The sequence below is a fragment of the Gammaproteobacteria bacterium genome (genome assembly GCA_029881255.1).
Lineage (GTDB): Bacteria > Pseudomonadota > Gammaproteobacteria > S012-40 > S012-40 > JAOUMY01.
Map to the genome: position 1 here is coordinate 1 of JAOUMY010000025.1, position 16,609 is coordinate 16,609.

Here is a 16,609-nt window from a genome sequence, read left to right on the forward strand (position 1 = left end):
GCTTAGACATTAATGGCCTCTTTTTCTATGTACGGTTTCAATTCACGACGTAAGGCTTTGTCAGTCACCAAGTCCACCGATTTACCGAGATTATCTTCAAGAAGAAATTGAACACCGAAGTAACGCTTTGACGTAGCCGGTCCATCAAAGGCAACGACAATGTCTATATCACTATCCGGCCTCGCTTCATTACGTGCAGTAGATCCAAACAGTGCCATGCGAGTAATACCAAAGCGGCTCACCAACTCGGGTTTTAGCTTTCTAAGGATTTCGAGAACCTGGTCTCTATTCATGGCAATAATCGGTTTCGGGTTTCAATGGGCTAATTATAACCCCTTGTTTTGCTAGAATCATACAGGGAATATTTCATCGTCTGTTTCTTTCGCGCACCGAGGAATCTAGCAAACGATTTAACCAATCCTGTCACCCTTGATTCGAGGTGCTGAAACAGCGTAACTGCCAGAATATATTGAAATAAAAGGAATACGCAACAAGGGGTTATATGAAATCGAATCCGTCAGAGTGTCGGGTGGGTGCCTGAGGATGCACTTATCAGGTTGTCCAAGTTTTGGGGTTCACTTCTATCCCCCCAAATCCAGTATCATACCTCTAAGCCTCACCGGCCCCGGCAACTGCCTAAAACTTAGACACTTTTACCAAGACCACTAAACACGAAAATAGCCAAGGACCTCATGCAGTTGTTGTTGTCTACAGGAATTTCCATACCAAATTCTACGTGGTCGGTATCTATTCAAATAGCCGGATTCGTATTTGTTTACTGGTTGGGACTGCACACGCAGGCATTGTTGGTCTGGAATTGTGGTTTTGCCTTTGGTTGCCTTTTGGGTAAGTATATGATTATGGAATTTCGACCAAGCAATATAAAAAGGAAGTTAGTTTTTACTATTTAAGAAAAATATGAATTCAGGAAGTCTCAAAAAAATGCAATATTCAGTTCTATTTCTACCATTGGTTCTGCTTGTTTTATCCGCATGTAATATCGAAGTTTCCACACCTTGGAGTTCAAGGGTGTACGCGGATGCAGGCCCAGATCAGAGTGTTCCAGTAAACGCAGTAGTTACTTTGGGTAGGGTCAATAAACCACTAAAGCATTATAGCTATAAGTGGTCAGCGCCAGAATTTGTCGAACTCTCTTCCGTCTCTGAGGCAAACCCAACTTTTGTTGTCCCCGAAGGGCTTGCCAATAACACGAGATTGGAATTTTCTTTGGTGGTGAGTACTACAGAAGGCACATCCAAGCCCGATAAAGTTGTTATTACTGTGATAAATACTTCACCGACAGCAATAATATCGACAAGCAAAAAGATTTTGCTCGGTGATATTTTGAAATTGGATGGAAGTCAAAGTAGCGATGTAAATAGCGATTCATTGAATTTTTACTGGGCCGTCCTTTCCGAACCATTTGGAGAAACCGCTACTATTGAAGACGAACGGGGGGCGACAACTTTGTTGTCAATGAAGGTTCCAGGGATTTATACCGTGCAATTAACCGTCGATGATGGTTATGAACAGAATTCGACTATTTTTGATATTGAGGCGCTGGACTATGGCAAATTTCAAATGGTAGCCATTTCGGGTGGTCAGTTTACGATGGGTGATGAATCAGGAAAAAATTTTTCTTTGGAGCGCCCTCAATTAAATATTTCTGTTGCTCCTTTTCTTCTAAATTCGTTTGAAACCACGTTTGAACTTTACGATAGATATCTAGTATCTAGGGGCATCGACCCAAATGCAATTCCTAGTTTGGAAAATGTGCAGCTCGCTATCAACGGAGAAGCGTACGATGAATGGGGAAGAGGCGCGCGACCAGTCAGCAACGTTTCTTGGCACGACATTCAAGATTTTTTAGCGTGGCTAAATTCTGAGCTTGGTTTTAGTGAGGAAGATCTTTATAGGTATCGTTTGCCTTCTGAATCTGAATGGGAATATGCCGCTAGAGCAGGCTCTACTTCTACATTTAGCAACGGAGATTGCATAGATGAAACATATGCAAACTACAACGGCGGAACTTCATATGAATATGTGAACAGTCTTGGTGAAAATATCTTTTGTGCAGCTACGAGCGTAAGCAACCAAGAAACATTGCCTGTTGGAAGTTTTAAACCAAATGAATTTGGATTGTATGATATGTTCGGAAATGTTGAGGAGTGGGTTCAGGATTGTATGTATAGATATGCTTTTAAAGACACGACGGATAGTAAAGCTATGAATGAATGCGACTCTAATGATGGAGCATACATTGTTCGAGGCGGTGGTGTATTTGGAAATGCAGAAAGGATGAGGCCTGCTTCTAGGTGGTTTCAGAATGGAGATGTAAGAGTGTCTACCTATGGATTTCGGATCGCAAGATCTCTCTAAATACTCCTTTGTTTCTTGTAAGTATGGCAGCGAAGGTGCAGTTTTGAACCCTTTTCGAGTGAAGTGTGGTTACTTAGAAAGAATTTGCGCGGACTCGCTAAATCAGAAAGAGAAATTATGATGGTTCTCAAGAAGGTTTCTCCACTGCGAGAATTCCAGTATCATGTTTGTCTGCTTCGCAGGCCCCGGCAACTGCCTAAAAATTAACCACTTTTACCAACGCCGAATACAACACAAACAGCCAAGGACCCCATGCAGCCTCAGTTTGTCCACCTGCATTTACATACCGAATACTCCATGGTCGATGGCATTGTGCGCGTCAAGCCGCTGATCAAGCGGGTGGCGGAGATGAATATGCCAGCGGTGGTGGTCACCGATCAGTCGAATCTGTTTTGCATGGTTAAGCTGTACAAGACCGCGCAGGGGGCGGGGATCAAGCCGATCATCGGCGTGACCATGTGGATCGAGAATCCGAAAGAAGTCGCTAAGCCGTTTCCCCTGGTGTTGTTGTGTCAGAACAATGAGGGTTATAAAAACCTCACGCGGCTGGTGTCCAAGACCTATCAACATGGCCAACATCTGGGCATGGCCATCCTTGCACGCGAGTGGTTGACGGCGGAATCCGCAAAGGGTTTGATCGCTTTGTCGAACGGTGACCGCAAACGGTGGTGCCGGGGGCGATGCGCAGCCCAACAGTGGTGCTGTCGGTGGTGCAGGAGTAACCGCCGTGTTAGCAGCCGCGGAAACCAGTCGACCATGGTGTCAATAGTTGACATTGTAATGGCTAAATTTTAGGCTCACGTGTCTAATCCTAGACCCGGCTATGCCCAACAATTTCGCCGTCACTCTGTATTAATCAACGAGGATATATGAAAAGAAGAATCGTAACCTTTATTTTGGTCTTACTTCCATGTGTGCAGGTGGGTATTGCGAAGGCGGGTGTGTCGCTAAAAATTGCAGTAAACGAGGCACCACTATTGGAATTTACCGCGTTGAACAATTATTCCCTTCTTCTAGGTCCGCGCTATGAAATAAATCGAAGTACAGGCCCATTTGAAGATTTTTCCCTATGGAGCCTTCTAGTGGGCGGTAGATACAATTTTGAACGTGTTGAACAAAGCCAGCTATTTGCAGAGATAACCGCTTTCGGTTTTTGGCTAAAAAATGAGGAGAACACTGAAAGAAAAATTGCGGACAATCTCATCTATGTCCCTAGCATTGGTCTTCGACACTATCTTGGTGACAAGGTGAGTATTGAAGGAAAAATAGGAGCCTATGTACGGTTTTCAGAAAGCAGTGTCACGGGTGTTAAATTTGTCCGTTCGGGAATTCCGGTTTCTAATATCTATATGAATTATCATTTTTGACCACGTCTCTTTCTTTGCTTCCTTAGAACTTGAGATAGGTGTGACGATGGTGAAAAAATTCAACAAACGTAACTATTTTGTCCATCCGAGCGGCGAATTCATTAAATTCATAATCAATATATTATTTTCTATTTAGTGTAAGATTCATACTCTTTCGCAAGCTTCCTTATAATGTCGTACTCGCTATCAGTGGCGATGTCAATTCCGCTCAAGGCTGCGTTGGCCAATATTTTTCTACCGACCTCGCTAGAATTCAAACTCAAAAAAGCGTCCTGCAATTTTAGTAAATCCTCTTTTGATATCGTTTTTTTTGCCGCCCATGGAAGGTGCGGCATTTGTTCACTTTTGCCAATAAATTTCATCTTTTCCACATCGACTTTCTTTTTAACTAGTGGGAGTGTCAGCACTGCATCGCCGACGCCGGCAGCGTCTGCCTGTTTAAGGTATGATCCAAAGCTTGCATTTGGTGGGTTTTTTGCGAAGTGTTCTTCGTATTCGCCGGACTTAAGTCCTGCGCGTCGTAAGAGTACCGTATTGACCATAGGTATAGGAAATATAACCCACCTTTACTCGTCTGAACGCCAGTATCAATCATCAAATCCAGCGAGCCAAAACCCCATTCGCTTCGACAAAAGTGACCTACAGTAGAGAAATCAGCATCGAGTGGTGCCATATGCGTGTCTATTTCCGACGTTGTGGCTGTGTAGAGAGCGCAACAGCCAAGCGGGGCCGCTTCACCTACAAGACAAAGGAATACGCGATAGGGGGGATTAACTGAAATCGAATCCGTCAGGGAGTCGGGCGGGTGCCCGTGGTGGTGCTCTGGTGGGTAGGCCCGGGTGTTTAAGGATCTTGGCGATGGTCGGTGGGTCTTCAATAGAACAATAGATTTTGCAATGACTCCGCCACAAAAATTATAGATTATTACCTTAAAAAGGAAATACCACCTCTTTCACATATTCATCATGAGTATGTAGATGATAAGGCCCACCTTGGCGAATTCTTGTACGAGAGCAGCAACTACTAGGAATTATTAGTAGACCCAGTTGGAATAAAAAAGTGTTTAGTACGAAGACAAATTTTTGGCAAAACCAGTTCAGTTTGAGCTTGCTGGTTTGATTAAAACCAATCCGGGCGGGGTTCGCGCGCGGAAAATAGCCGGCTCAGGTTATATAGTTCTTATTCAACATGATGCAATCGGTCTCTACCAGAACCGGAAAATGCCCGGCATTATTCGGAACAAATGCACTCAATACAAAGCCAAACTCCTCGTAGCGTGTCAATGCTTCACGGTAGTCTACCGATTGCTCATATAATCGCTTAACTGCAAGCTCGCTTTGCAGTCCGATAAACTGATCAAGAATCTCTTTGGAATGCTCTAGAATCATGACGTCGTAGCCTTGTGTATCAAGTTTCAAAAACGGCGACCTAATATCATGCTCGCTACGCAATCTCTCAAAAAACGATGTCAGAGTCTCGGTTTTGACAGAGACAGTGTTTTGAACCTGATTCTCATCCCTGAACTGTTCTATGTCATCATGGCGCGGTCGGCTAAGTGAGGAATATTGGGAGACATGCATGATGTTCAATTCTTGTTCGCCGTTTTCCGAGGAAAGGGCCTGTTCACATACTACCCACAAGGGGTCACTAGACGAAAGCTCTCGCAATCGCGCTGCGGCGTCCGGTATTGGCTCGATTGAAACGATCAGACCCTTAAACCCAACCTTTTTTCGCAGCATTTGCGCATACTGGCCGTAATTAGCTCCAACATCTATCACGCAATCGATATCATACGTGTTAAAAAATCGTCGCAGATAATCCCGCTCCCAATAGCGGTACATCACACGCATGTCCATCATCCGCGTATTTTTCACCATCCGCCCCAGACGGCTAAGGATATTTCTACTCACAGCATACCTCTTCCGCAAAAAGTATTAACGTTACACATTAAAGCTATTTAATTCAAATAAAAGGGATAGGAAATACTATCAAATCTTTTACAGTCCGGCGCGAATCAAACATCAAAATTGACGTGTTCAAACGACGCGCACTTTGACTAGCGAGATCTTTTGAAAACGAAGATACCTCAAAATAAGCACTCTAAGTGTCGGCTTTGTAAATCTTGGTGAAATACGTTACCTATGCGGGTTAAGCATTCTTTTTAGCCAATTCTCCCAGGCAAGCGGTTGGCTTTATCAATTAAATGCATTGAAATCATTCAATTCAGTCGAATCTAGGCGCTTTTTGCCTTGCATCGATACCATATTGGTATTAACACTACAAATAACAGCATAGCTCGATTTTAGTCTATGTGCTTTATCCGGCTAGCAGTAGTTGGAGTTTCTCAATCTGATAATAAAGGAAAGCCATGAAGCAGTCCGCTAATCCCTTGCAGTCATTTGGTGACAACCCAACCGAAATTAGAAAAACCGGCCACTATACAGAAGAATATGTAAAAAGCTTCGTAGAGAAGTGGGACGAGCTCATTGATTGGGAACGACGCTGGGAGAGCGAGGGTAGTTTTTTCATTGAACAGCTACGCAACTATGGCGTGAAACGCGTGCTTGATGTTGCTACTGGCACAGGATTTCACTCCGTACGTCTACTCCATGCCGGATTCGATGTTGTCAGCGCCGATGGTAGCCCTGAAATGTTGGCACGGGCCTTCAAAAATGCGCGCGATCACGGCTATATACTGCGTACCGTTCAAGCCGACTGGCGCTGGTTAAATCGCACAATCCACGAACAATTCGATGCCGTTATTTGTCTCGGTAATTCTTTTACACACATCTTCAAGGAACACGACCGACGCAAGGCGCTTGCAGAATACTATGCAACACTCAATCATGATGGTATTTTGATTCTCGATCAACGCAACTATGACTCGATATTAGACGAAGGTTTTTCTACCAAACACAAATACTATTATTGTGGTGACGAAGTTTCGGCAGAGCCTGAACATATCGATGAAGGGCTTGCGCGCTTTCGTTACAAATTTCCCGATGACTCGGTTTTTCATCTCAATATGTTTCCCCTGCGCAAGAAGTACCCCCGCCGTCTGATGCACGACGTCGGTTTCCAGCATATTGAAACATACGGAGACTTTCAGGAGACGTTTAAAGCCAATGAACCGGATTTTCTGGTACACGTGGCGGAAAAAACCTATCGCGATGCAGAAAAAATTGCTGATGAACTCGCAAGAGATAAGGACTAGTAAGTATGAGTGAAGCATATTCTGAAGTCGTTAATATCGCTCGCGACTACTACAATAGCGAAGACGCGGATAATTTTTACACTATCATTTGGGGCGGAGAAGACATTCATATTGGCCTATATGATGACGTGGATACTCCGATTATTGATGCGAGTCGTCGCACGGTTGAGTATATAGCCAGCAAATTGTCTCTCACACCGGCGCAACAAGTTTTAGACATAGGATCGGGCTACTGTGGCGCAGCACGATATTTGAGCACGACTTTTGGTTGCCGCGTGACTGCGTTAAACCTGAGTGAAAAGGAAAATCAACGCGCACGAGATCTCAATCATTCACAAGGACTGGATGGCTTAATCCAGGTCTTAGACGGAAATTTTGAAAACATTCCGGTAGAGCACGATAGTTTCGATGTTATCTGGTCGCAGGATGCGATTCTGCATAGCGGTCAAAAGGAACAAGTCATGCGCGAAGTCTCGCGAGTACTCAAACCCGGTGGCGTATTTGTATTCACTGATCCAATGCAGGCAGACGACTGTCCGACCGGAGTTCTGCGGGCCGTACTTGATCGCATTCATCTCGATAGTCTGGGTTCCTTTTCGCTCTATCGCCAACTGGCCAATCTATACGGCTTAAGGGAAAAAGAGATTGAAAACCTGACCCCGCAGTTGGTCAAACACTATACCCGGGTACAGCAGGAATTGGTAAAACACCGTGACGACCTGGCCGGCAAAGTCTCTGAGAATATATAGAACGCATGATCAAAGGCCTTGGCCACTGGATAGACGCAGGCAAAAGCGACTATTTGTCCTCGGGAATTATGTTGTTCGAAAAACCTGGCCAGTAATAGGAGTCTCGGTCCTTGAAAAACTGGCGCTACCAGCGCAATGGCAAAATAGTCTTTGATCTCACCCCGTGGGTATTTGGTCTCTCATTCTGGTTAAATTTTTCATTGTCATCGCAAGTATCAGCATTCTTGAAGAACTAGCGACAAGTTTTTCAAATGTCCAAGCCTGGATTGCAAACAATACCGGATGGTTTTTCGTCCTGGCCAGTAATCTCATCCTGGCCTTTATGATCTATATCGCATTAAGTCGGTTTTCACATGTGCGCCTGGGCGGCGAAAAGGCCGAACCCGAATTCAGTCGTCCAGGCTGGTTTGCGATGTTGTTTAGTGCAGGCATGGGAATCGGTCTATTGTTTTATAGCGTAGCGGAACCGATGTATCACCTTATGTCCCCCCCCCACGGCGCCGATATTTTTTCCGCAGCGGCGGCAGAAGACGCAATGGCAACGACTTTTTTACATTGGGGACTACACGCCTGGGCCATCTATGCACTGGTCGGTCTGGCACTGGCCTATTTTGCTTATAACCAAAAACAACCGCTAAGAGGTATAGGAAATATAACCCACCTTTACTCGTCTGAACGCCAGTATCAATCATCAAATCCAGCGAGCCAAAACCCCATTCGCTTCGACAAAAGTGACCTACAGTAGAGAAATCCGCATCGAGTGGTGCCATATGCGTGTCTATTTCCGACGTTGTGGCTGTGTAGAGAGCGCAACAGCCAAGCGGGGCTGCTTCGCCGACACGGCAAAGGAATACGCGATGAAAGGGATTAACTGAAATCGAATCCGTCAGGATGTCGGGCGGGTGCCCGAGGTGGTGCCCTGGTGGGTAGGCCCAGGTGTTTAAGGATCTTGGCCATGGTCGGTAGGTCTTCAATGGAGGCGATGATCTTGAGATGTCCCTGGCAGTGGGGACATGTGTGAATGTCGATATTGAAGACGCGCTTGAGTAAACGCGCCCATTGGACAAGGATGTCCAGGTGCCGAGAAGCACAAGGATGTGCGAGAGCGGCCAGGATATGTGTTGCCTGGGTGTTGGCGCCAGGGCATCCTGATCAGTTGCGCTTCCCGAATCGCTATCTGTTGAATGTGGCACGACGAGTGGACGCAGTTTGGCATTCGGTGCTAACACACCAAAGTATCGAATGAGATTGAGCCGGGGGCGAGGTACCAGCGCGGCCAGTTTCTGCAGGAATTCCAGCGGCGTCATCACAATATGGGTGGTGCCATCCTTGTATGGGCTTTTCAGTTTAAGCACCACATCGCCATTTTGGCGAATCTTGATTCGTTCGTTGGCTAGGGCAGGGCGTGTTATATAGCGACACAATCGTTCGAGTTTTTGCCGATCCGTTGGCGCGCAATAGGTGTTGGCGTGCAGGTTGAAGCCCTGGTGGTTTACACAACGGTCTCCGGGAACTTCCCCTTTATTCCTTTGTTATTTAACTTTCATCATGATCAAAATGTTTTCTAAATATTTTGATCTTTTCTACCATATGCTTTTTCTGTTCATCATTTAGCGATGCATGAAATACAGCCAGCTTTTCTATAACGCCCGGCGACACTTTTTCTACCGTCATTTTATGATGATTTACCATTCCCAGTAAAACATTCTGGTCCAGTTCTGGTTTTTCTATCTCTGCGATCAAGTCATCAATCATTTGCTGCTTGTACGCTTTATGCTCTGCATGGTGCTGCATGATTTCATCTTTTACCGCTTCGAGCTTACTGCGCTGATCTTCGTTTAGATCCATTTTCTTACTGATCTTGTGAACAATGTAATCTGCTTTATCTTCTGGCGAGTGATGACGTGTACATCCGCTAAGGAATAATGTACCTATTCCGGCTAGAAGTGCAAACGGTATGAATAATTTACGAAATTTCATAGAATTTATCCTCTTTGGTTAGTGACAGGATAATCATATGAAATCGCCGCTGGAAGAGCTTTTCTGAAAGGTTATAATTTGTTACAAATTGTAAACAGCTTCTCAGACACCTAAATTCAGTAAGCGCCAATATTTGCAACATGGGTAATAAAAAGTGTGAGCAAGCTTACACTCAATCTGCTTATCCATGCCTATAATATTTATACATTATCAGATAATGGGGAACACTATAGTGGCTGCATACATGTATAGAATAAAAAAAGGTAAAGTTCATGCTTCTGGAAGTGCCGTAATAGAAGATCGAGGATATTTGTATAGAGCAGCTTCCGCTGGTGATAAGAATTTTCTCTTTAGTGAGAGAGGCGCCGGGGTTGATGAAATGGCCCTGGTTGGAACTCGGCAGGAAATTATGATCTGGTTAGGCCAGCATTATTTACATCGTATTGAAAATAGAATTGCAGATTTACCCGACATTTTTCTAGGTGTTGAGCCATATGTGCCAGGGCAGCGATACAAAGGCCTATTTCCCCTTCATGATACTCTTAAAGCCATTTTTGACTCTTCTGTAGGCATTTTTGGGCCCGGAAACACATCTACAGACATTATTGGTGGAGCCAATGATTTAAAAGCTGCTCTAGAGTTCAAGCCGGAAATTGGCCATAGCGAAAGAAGAACTCCTCCCAAGTACAGCGGTGAACTCTATATCAAGTTTTCCTATCTTCAAGGAGAAAAAATGGAGTGGATTGCAAGTAATCAGATAAGCCTGAAAACAGTGAGAGAACTATTACAAAAGGTTATCTAACTTTCAGGCAGATCTCATTCTAGATTAAGTTCAGTGCCCCCGGTAATTGAGGATTTAGTGGAGTATAATTTCCGTTGTGTCAGATAGTCCTGTTCTGTTCCCAGAATTTTATCTGCCCCCGGGGAATATCTCCTCTCTTCCTCCTTGTTTCCGAACTCATCGTATTGAATTACACGATAGCTGTGAACGGGGGCATCTGGACGAACTACATTATTTAGTTCATCTATCATCCAGGTATTTAGTGGTGCTGTGAACAGAGTACCGTCCGTAAAGGAATGACCGTAATAAGTTATTAAACGCGACAATTTCCCCGCAACTGCGCTCCCGTCCCTGGGATGATACTCAAGCACGGTTAAACCTGTTGCATAATCATCGTTAGTAAACAACAGGCCGTCATCTCACGGTTGTTCATTGCCTCTAATGGACCAGCTTCTCACTCTGTTACCATTTTGAAAGTCTCTTTTGTGCCACAGAGAAATATTGTCGTTTATCGCTGCTATATCCCCGCCAACAGGGTCAATATCTATTAAGGAATAAGAAATATAACCCACCTATTCCCGCCTGATCGCCAGTATCAATTATCAAATCCTGCGTGTCAAAACGAGGCTCGCTTCAATAAAAGCGATCTTTGGCAGGAAAATCGATGCTAAAAGACGCCATATCGGCGTCAATTTCGACTGTTAATTTCGAAATTAAATGCGTCGGCCAAGCGGGGCCGCTTCGCCGACACGGCAAAGGAATACGCGATGAAAGGGATTAACTGAAATCGAATCCGTCGGGGAGTCGTGCGGGTGCGCGAGGTGGTGCTCTTGTCGGTAGGCCCAGGTGTTTAAGGATCTTGGCGATGGTCGGTGGGTCTTCAATGGAGGCGATGATCTTGAGATGTCCCTGGCAATGGGGACATGTGTGAATGTCTATATTGAAGACGCGCTTGAGTAAACGCGCCCAGGAAATGTGTTGCCTTGGTGTTGTAGCGGACTCGTCCTGTTCGGTACTGCTTGGTGAATCGGTATCCGGTGGATGTGGCACGACCAGTGGACGCTGTTTGGCATTGGGTGCAAGGACACCAAAGTAGCGAATGAGATTGAGCCGGGGGCGAGGTACCAGGGCCGCCAGTTTCTGCAGGAATTCCAGGGGTGTCATGATGATATGGGTGGTGCCATCCTTGTATGGGCTTTTCAGTTTGAGCACCACATCGCCATTTTGGCGGATCTTGATGCGCTCATTGGCCAGAGCAGGTCGCGTGATGTAACGACACAACCGTTCGAGTTTTTGCCGATCCGTTGGCGCGCAATAGGTGTTGGCGTGCAGACTGAACCCCTGGTGGCTCACACAGCGATCACCCGTCGAAGGATAGGCGGTGGTGTTGGGTTCCACCGTTTGCAAGGTGAGTAGCTTCTGACCGGCCCTGGGCCCCAGGGCAATGCGATAGGTACAAGAGCTGGCTTGTAGCGGCGTCATGGAAGGGTCGGTCGACTCTGGCTGATCAAGATATAGTTGACCCTGATCTTCCACGAGTACCCCCCGGCGCACCAGGCAGCGCATCAGAAGGGATCGCCGGAATCTCGATGTTTTCGGCTTCCGCTACTGCGTAGAGCTCAGCTAGCGAGCAAGGGTCGATAAATAATCGATAATTTTCTGGCGATTGGTTTGAATCGAAAACACATCGTTATGATTGCTTTCAAGCCAAAATAATTGCTTCGGCTCAAGCGCAGCTTCGTAGAGCGATTGCGTATGATGAGATTTAATGATGTCATCATGCTTACCGTGCATAAAGAAAAGCGGCACTGGCGATATATAGCTTACGTAATCTAATGGTCGATATTCGTTACTGATTGTCAGCGACAACGGCCACTGGAATAACCAGGTAAGCCAATGCCGAGACAACATCTCTCTTGTCACGACACGGTAGTCACTAAATGCCGATATGGAGACAAAGGCACCTATCATATCCTTAAACCGCGCTTGACTCGCCACAGCGAGCCCCATACTTGCACCGATGCTATGACCAACAATGACCAACTTCGAATGACTTTTCTTCTTTTTGTTAACATATTCGATCGCTGCGCCAATATCCGTGAGTATCGGCGCCAGATCCGCAATTCCTTCCGACTTTCCAAAGCCTCGATAGTCAAAAATAAAGGCCTCAATGCCGTAATCAGGCATCCAGTAGACGCCCCCAATATGACTGCTGATATTGATTGCATTGCCATGTAAAAATAACACCGTATGCTGCGGCGTGTTGGCATTCACTCTCAAAGGCAAATACCAGCCATGTAGTCGTGTCTGGTCAAAGGATTCAAAATAAAAATCCTCGACGGTGTCACCCAACTTATCCCGAATCGGCGCGTGCTCTTTTACAGGCTGAAACAACATTGCACTGCAAGAGGACAAGGAGCTAACAATAAGGCAAAGGATAAGCACCCTATGGAGTCGTTGACTTTTCATCGATAGTGATTCGCAATCCGAATGTTGAGCACGCTAGAAATAGTAAAACAGGGACGCCTTAACCGTCTCTTGCCGGGCGCCTTGCAAAATACGCTGCCTTGCTTCTAATCTAAAATTTGTTTGTCGGCTTAACGCATAACTCGATACTAAGCCAAGCTCTCCGATTTGCACTTCCTTGCCCAGCACCGACCTCGAAATACTGCCCTCCAGTTTTAATCTCAACCCGAGCAAAGGCTCAACGATGTAGCCAAGATTGGCCATGGGTAAAATCGAATAATGTTCTTCATAGTCAGGACTAACTAGTAACTGACCATCAACGAAGGCGTACAAAAGCGATGTCATATTGTTCGATAATTCATATGATAAACCGACGCCTCCTGATCCGTGAAAATTGCCCGATGCGTCCGAGTCTGCATCGAGTTGAAACCTTTCCCAACCCACGTTTGCTCGCCAGGACAAATTTCTAAAAAAACGACTTCTGGGTTCAAAGGAGACGATATTTAAAACATTCAACTGCTGCAATAAAATATCCTGCCCGTCGGGCAAGTAGCGCAGCTTCACACGCATGAATTCCAGACCCGAGTTCGAGGCGAATCCGGCACTACTATCCATGTCGTCATGGTAGGCGGGACGCCACTCGATATCGCCAAACGGTTTGTCGCCCTCTAAACCAGCCGCCACACCTACCCTAGAAGTCCCATGCCCCTTTTCCGGTGACACCCCCGGCGGCTCCACCGCCAAGACAGGACTTGGGGATTTGATTCGGCTGCGGTGCAACAACACCATACGCTCTTCTTTAGACAACTTTGAAGAGACTGCCTTTTCCGCCGTATCGATTTTGTAATAGCGCAGGTAATCGGTCAGCAAATCCAAAATCAGTATTTGCCTTTCTGACTCCAGGCTTGCGAGCTGCGCCAACGCCTCCTTAGTTACATGGGCGCCAATAATCTCATCAACGAGCCCCAACTCCTCATCCGATAACAATGATTCACGTTTTTGAATCTTACGCGCGATTGAGGGATAAAATCGCCCTTCGCCCAGCAGTTGGCGTTGTTGCATAGAGATCAGGGTATCAACCGGAATCGTCCACCCCCAAAACTCATCGGTCATAGGATCTTCCGCATTTAAGACGTCAATCAAGGAAAGCAAATGATAGGAACAGTTTTCAGTAAAGAAATAATAATCAAAATAGGTATATGCCAACTCAAATGTATGCATGAGCACGAAGCGCAGGCGTTCTTGCGGTAAATCAAGTTTGTATTCCCAAAGATCGCGGTTTTCAATTTGCGCATACTCGCGAAGCTTCAGGTAATAGGGCACGATCATAAATTTTCCGGGAAACCCCCCGGACAAGCCCAACACCGTATAGGAAAACATCCCCTCTTCGGGATCAATCTGTGCGGCATAGTTAATACTAAAGGCGAGCATGCGGTTTTCGTCGGTCTGACCTTTCTTGTCGACACGAAGCAAAGTATGACCAAACATCGATGAGGGACTATTCGGATGAGTCGACGGAAAAATCACCGTAAGGGAATCGGGATCCATTGCCTCATAGTAGCTTTCAAAATCCTTGCATTGCTCCTTCGCGAGCTTTGTCGTATCAAAATTAAGCTGCTCGTCCAGCCAGGCGAAACGCGCGGGGAAACGACATTGCGCCGAATACTTACTGTGTTCCACTGGCTTGATTGAGAAAAATGCCGCCAAGCTGGCGTGCAATTCTTTTTGTGAGTCAAACTTGCCGTCTTCGGCCAAAAAGAAATCGGCCCCATCAACCTGACTATTCGTACCCAAAAATACACTCTTCTTGTAGTGCCCCAACAACAACCACATTGGGTGCTGATGTAGGTTCTTGGTATTGGCTGTCGATATCAAAACATTAAGATAATGGTCACTGCCCTCTGCACTGGCCGCTGCCTGATCAAACTCCCCTGCATCGATTAAGGCATCAACCGATGCACCCGCTGAACTCAACGTGATTATTGTCAAAGCAACGAGGAGAGAGAAGATTTTGGTAAAAAAAGATTTTGGTATCAGAAACTGCATACGACGACCACCGGATATCGCGTTAGTTTTACTATTAGGACATGATTTACAAAAGGCAGGATAGAGAAATTGATACGGCATTTGCGAACAAATGCCGTATCAACATTAGATTTTACTGCACATATTTTTCCAATTGTGGATTACCCATCATCGTACTATCGATGCTCGCCATCATATTGTCTGCAACGATAATATTTTCAAAGTTGTCCTGCAAAGTGGAATAGAACACTGGCTTATCTTGGTCGGAAACACCGATGATTGTCGCCAGAGAGTTAAGGTGCTCACCTTCACCACGGGCAATGTCAATAGTCAAGTTATCCGCATTACCCGCCAGAAAACGCTCTTTCTCAAGGTCGTTGCTCACGACTTGCGTGTTATCGCAGCCCAAGGTTCCGGTGGTCATTGCAAAGAATTGCACTGGAACGAAATAGTTAATGACTATATTGATTAACGACACAACGATGTGCGCATTTTTCCCAGACTTTCCTTCCATTACAATCTTACCCGGCCCGCAACCACCGCCGTTTTCTCCTGCCACAGCAACCGATGACATCGATCCAATCAAGATAGCCGCAGACAGTACAGTAGCTTTCTTTAACATATGAAAAACTCCTTTTTTAGCTCGTTTCTTTAATTCAAAAATTCTTACTGGCTACACTTGCCTAAGACTTCGTCATATATTGAGATAAGATATCGTCGCTCGCTATAATGCTATTCAGTCCAGCGATGACTTGGTCATAACTGACATTGTCTGCCGAAAAAATAGATTCATAGTTGGATTGAGACAATTTGAAAAAGTGATCCTGTTCGCTCTCAGGCACACCCATGAGTGTCGCCATAGAACGAAGATGCTCTCCTGAACCACGCGCCATATCGGTTGCCAGATCATCCATATTCATGGCCACAAAAACCTTTTGCTGATGATCGTTCTGTACAACACCGGGATTTTCACATCCCGAGGTTCCGCTTAGCAGACCAAACAGCGGCGAACTCACTGTTCCATTCGTCGTACCGGCGCTGGTATGCGCAACCAAGCCCTTTTTACCTTTCCAGATCTGTGCGCCTAAGCCACAACCGGGGCCATTGTCGGCGAACGCCGTCGCGCTAAACAGGCTTAGCACTACTGACGATGATATCAAAAGTCGCTTCATAGACATTCCTCCATTGAATTGCATTTCTAAAACACACAAGCTCCCTGAGGAAATCACATAAGCAACTGAGTGTCAACAAATAATTGAAATTGCAATAATTCTACCAAGCAGAAAAAACGTGACTATGGTGGCGCGAGGGAATAACTGTCTTAATTACTAAGGATTAAGCGGGGTGAATCATTTTTTTGATTCGCCACGCCATTTCATTTCTGGATACACAGAAGAAACTTTGAAGTTTATTGAAAGCAATGTTATTGCTTTTACACACCTGTGAACTAGATCGGTCTCATAACGACAATAAAGGCAGTAATCGGAACACCGTGGTCCTCGCGTAAATCGGCCTCTAGGTATAGAAGATATAGACGCCCCCCTTCAAACGAAACGAGGGCTACCATCTTAGATGGATACCTCAAAGTGGTAATCTAGACCACTGAGATCAATAAGTTAATGAAAGGAAACGTCTATGAAAAACACTA

Annotated in this window: 15 protein-coding genes and 1 pseudogene; 7 read left to right on the plus strand and 9 right to left on the minus strand. The window is 45.5% G+C overall.

Annotated elements, in window-relative coordinates; all coding sequences use genetic code 11:
- Positions 1 to 2: 2 nt before the first annotated feature.
- The gene (locus OEZ43_21435; protein MDH5548148.1) at positions 3 to 293 is read right to left on the minus strand and encodes a nucleotidyltransferase family protein; all 291 of its coding nucleotides are present in this window, start codon (positions 291 to 293) and stop codon (positions 3 to 5) included.
- Between the two features lie 625 nt (positions 294 to 918).
- Here OEZ43_21435 and OEZ43_21440 point away from each other — a divergent pair.
- The 3 genes from OEZ43_21440 (at position 919) to OEZ43_21450 (ending at position 3,746) form a co-directional block, all read left to right on the plus strand.
- Entirely contained in the window at positions 919 to 2,379 is a 1,461-nt protein-coding gene (locus OEZ43_21440; protein MDH5548149.1) for an SUMF1/EgtB/PvdO family nonheme iron enzyme, read from the plus strand.
- A 252-nt stretch (positions 2,380 to 2,631) separates the two neighbouring features.
- On the plus strand, positions 2,632 to 3,174 hold the full coding sequence (locus OEZ43_21445) for a PHP domain-containing protein (GenBank protein MDH5548150.1): 543 nt from the start codon (positions 2,632 to 2,634) through the stop codon (positions 3,172 to 3,174).
- Positions 3,175 to 3,248: 74 nt separating this feature from the next.
- Entirely contained in the window at positions 3,249 to 3,746 is a 498-nt protein-coding gene (locus OEZ43_21450) for a hypothetical protein (GenBank protein MDH5548151.1), read from the plus strand.
- Between the two features lie 128 nt (positions 3,747 to 3,874).
- Here OEZ43_21450 and OEZ43_21455 read toward each other — a convergent pair whose 3' ends face one another.
- Together OEZ43_21455 and OEZ43_21460 are read right to left on the minus strand one after the other, a co-directional pair.
- Positions 3,875 to 4,288: a phosphate/phosphite/phosphonate ABC transporter substrate-binding protein gene (locus OEZ43_21455; GenBank protein ID MDH5548152.1), complete on the minus strand. Its 414-nt coding sequence runs from the start codon at positions 4,286 to 4,288 to the stop codon at positions 3,875 to 3,877.
- 621 nt (positions 4,289 to 4,909) lie between these two features.
- The gene (locus OEZ43_21460; protein MDH5548153.1) at positions 4,910 to 5,656 is read right to left on the minus strand and encodes an FkbM family methyltransferase; all 747 of its coding nucleotides are present in this window, start codon (positions 5,654 to 5,656) and stop codon (positions 4,910 to 4,912) included.
- A 458-nt stretch (positions 5,657 to 6,114) separates the two neighbouring features.
- On the opposite strand from OEZ43_21460, the gene OEZ43_21465 reads away from it, so the two are divergent.
- The 3 genes and pseudogenes from OEZ43_21465 (at position 6,115) to OEZ43_21475 (ending at position 8,454) form a co-directional block, all read left to right on the plus strand.
- Positions 6,115 to 6,960 carry a class I SAM-dependent methyltransferase gene (locus OEZ43_21465; GenBank protein MDH5548154.1) on the plus strand — a complete coding sequence of 282 codons (846 nt, stop codon included), beginning with the start codon at positions 6,115 to 6,117 and terminating at the stop codon, positions 6,958 to 6,960.
- 5 nt (positions 6,961 to 6,965) lie between these two features.
- Positions 6,966 to 7,804 (plus strand): annotated as a pseudogene (locus OEZ43_21470) (methyltransferase domain-containing protein).
- 68 nt (positions 7,805 to 7,872) lie between these two features.
- The gene (locus OEZ43_21475; GenBank protein MDH5548155.1) at positions 7,873 to 8,454 is read left to right on the plus strand and encodes a BCCT family transporter; all 582 of its coding nucleotides are present in this window, start codon (positions 7,873 to 7,875) and stop codon (positions 8,452 to 8,454) included.
- 791 nt (positions 8,455 to 9,245) lie between these two features.
- On the opposite strand, the gene OEZ43_21480 is transcribed toward OEZ43_21475, so the two are convergent.
- Positions 9,246 to 9,689 carry a hypothetical protein gene (locus OEZ43_21480; GenBank protein ID MDH5548156.1) on the minus strand — a complete coding sequence of 148 codons (444 nt, stop codon included), beginning with the start codon at positions 9,687 to 9,689 and terminating at the stop codon, positions 9,246 to 9,248.
- Positions 9,690 to 9,921: 232 nt separating this feature from the next.
- Here OEZ43_21480 and OEZ43_21485 point away from each other — a divergent pair, with 232 nt between their 5' ends.
- Positions 9,922 to 10,491 carry a hypothetical protein gene (locus OEZ43_21485; GenBank protein MDH5548157.1) on the plus strand — a complete coding sequence of 190 codons (570 nt, stop codon included), beginning with the start codon at positions 9,922 to 9,924 and terminating at the stop codon, positions 10,489 to 10,491.
- Between the two features lie 756 nt (positions 10,492 to 11,247).
- Here OEZ43_21485 and OEZ43_21490 read toward each other — a convergent pair.
- From OEZ43_21490 to OEZ43_21510, 5 genes are all read right to left on the minus strand, one after another.
- Positions 11,248 to 12,036 (minus strand): transposase, encoded by a 789-nt coding sequence (locus tag OEZ43_21490; GenBank protein MDH5548158.1) that lies wholly within the window; start codon positions 12,034 to 12,036, stop codon positions 11,248 to 11,250.
- 57 nt (positions 12,037 to 12,093) lie between these two features.
- Positions 12,094 to 12,867, minus strand: a complete 774-nt coding sequence (locus OEZ43_21495) for a lysophospholipase (protein ID MDH5548159.1) — start codon at positions 12,865 to 12,867, stop codon at positions 12,094 to 12,096.
- A 105-nt stretch (positions 12,868 to 12,972) separates the two neighbouring features.
- Positions 12,973 to 14,982 carry a DUF4105 domain-containing protein gene (locus tag OEZ43_21500; protein MDH5548160.1) on the minus strand — a complete coding sequence of 670 codons (2,010 nt, stop codon included), beginning with the start codon at positions 14,980 to 14,982 and terminating at the stop codon, positions 12,973 to 12,975.
- A 112-nt stretch (positions 14,983 to 15,094) separates the two neighbouring features.
- Positions 15,095 to 15,583 carry a DUF3015 domain-containing protein gene (locus tag OEZ43_21505; protein ID MDH5548161.1) on the minus strand — a complete coding sequence of 163 codons (489 nt, stop codon included), beginning with the start codon at positions 15,581 to 15,583 and terminating at the stop codon, positions 15,095 to 15,097.
- Between the two features lie 61 nt (positions 15,584 to 15,644).
- Positions 15,645 to 16,133 carry a DUF3015 domain-containing protein gene (locus tag OEZ43_21510; GenBank protein ID MDH5548162.1) on the minus strand — a complete coding sequence of 163 codons (489 nt, stop codon included), beginning with the start codon at positions 16,131 to 16,133 and terminating at the stop codon, positions 15,645 to 15,647.
- Between the last annotated feature and the right edge of the window lie 476 nt (positions 16,134 to 16,609).

Excerpts from the sequence above, each read along its gene's own strand:
- OEZ43_21510 (MDH5548162.1), bottom strand. The coding sequence starts at position 16,133 with ATGAAGCGACTTTTGATATCATCGTCAGTAGTGCTAAGCCTGTTTAGC.
- OEZ43_21490 (MDH5548158.1), bottom strand. The coding sequence starts at position 12,036 with ATGCGCTGCCTGGTGCGCCGGGGGGTACTCGTGGAAGATCAGGGTCAA.
- OEZ43_21465 (MDH5548154.1), top strand. The coding sequence starts at position 6,115 with ATGAAGCAGTCCGCTAATCCCTTGCAGTCATTTGGTGACAACCCAACC.
- OEZ43_21495 (MDH5548159.1), bottom strand. The coding sequence starts at position 12,867 with ATGTTGTTTCAGCCTGTAAAAGAGCACGCGCCGATTCGGGATAAGTTG.
- OEZ43_21450 (MDH5548151.1), top strand. The coding sequence starts at position 3,249 with ATGAAAAGAAGAATCGTAACCTTTATTTTGGTCTTACTTCCATGTGTG.
- OEZ43_21435 (MDH5548148.1), bottom strand. The coding sequence starts at position 293 with ATGAATAGAGACCAGGTTCTCGAAATCCTTAGAAAGCTAAAACCCGAG.
- OEZ43_21440 (MDH5548149.1), top strand. The coding sequence starts at position 919 with ATGAATTCAGGAAGTCTCAAAAAAATGCAATATTCAGTTCTATTTCTA.
- OEZ43_21500 (MDH5548160.1), bottom strand. The coding sequence starts at position 14,982 with ATGCAGTTTCTGATACCAAAATCTTTTTTTACCAAAATCTTCTCTCTC.
- OEZ43_21505 (MDH5548161.1), bottom strand. The coding sequence starts at position 15,583 with ATGTTAAAGAAAGCTACTGTACTGTCTGCGGCTATCTTGATTGGATCG.
- OEZ43_21480 (MDH5548156.1), bottom strand. The coding sequence starts at position 9,689 with ATGAAATTTCGTAAATTATTCATACCGTTTGCACTTCTAGCCGGAATA.
- OEZ43_21455 (MDH5548152.1), bottom strand. The coding sequence starts at position 4,288 with ATGGTCAATACGGTACTCTTACGACGCGCAGGACTTAAGTCCGGCGAA.
- OEZ43_21445 (MDH5548150.1), top strand. The coding sequence starts at position 2,632 with ATGCAGCCTCAGTTTGTCCACCTGCATTTACATACCGAATACTCCATG.